Consider the following 399-nt stretch of genomic DNA (forward strand, 5'->3'; position numbering starts at 1 on the left):
ACACACCAGCAGCAGACCGCACATCCACCTCAGGACGCGCCTCCAAAAACTCCCCCAACCGCCCCGCCTGCACCCGCAACGCCGACTCCGACTTCGCCGACAACGCAAAAACCACCGGCTCCGAATCCGCAACAGGAATCGACTGTGTTTCGGTGGGCGCGCAGTCAATCTGGGCGTCGTCCCCGGGCAGCACGAGAGTGCTGACACTCGGCGTGGATGTGGGCCAGGTGACGTCGGTGCCGTGTGCCCACAGCTGCGCGGCGGAGGTCAGCATTTGGCGCAGATCACCCTGATCACGCTGCAACGAGCCCGTCACCGTCGCCTCAGGACGCCCGGGATGCTGCTCGACGATGTCCTCAATCGCCGACGTCAACACCGGATGCGCACTCACCTCCACAA

Annotated in this window: 1 protein-coding gene; it reads right to left on the minus strand. The window is 64.9% G+C overall.

All coding sequences use genetic code 11. From position 1 onward, the window contains the following. Positions 1–399 (minus strand): hypothetical protein (locus DQ392_RS34225; RefSeq protein ID WP_181856210.1); only part of this gene is annotated, 399 nt, incomplete at both ends.

The organism is Streptomyces reniochalinae (assembly GCF_003323735.1).
Classification (GTDB): domain Bacteria; phylum Actinomycetota; class Actinomycetes; order Streptomycetales; family Streptomycetaceae; genus Streptomyces; species Streptomyces reniochalinae.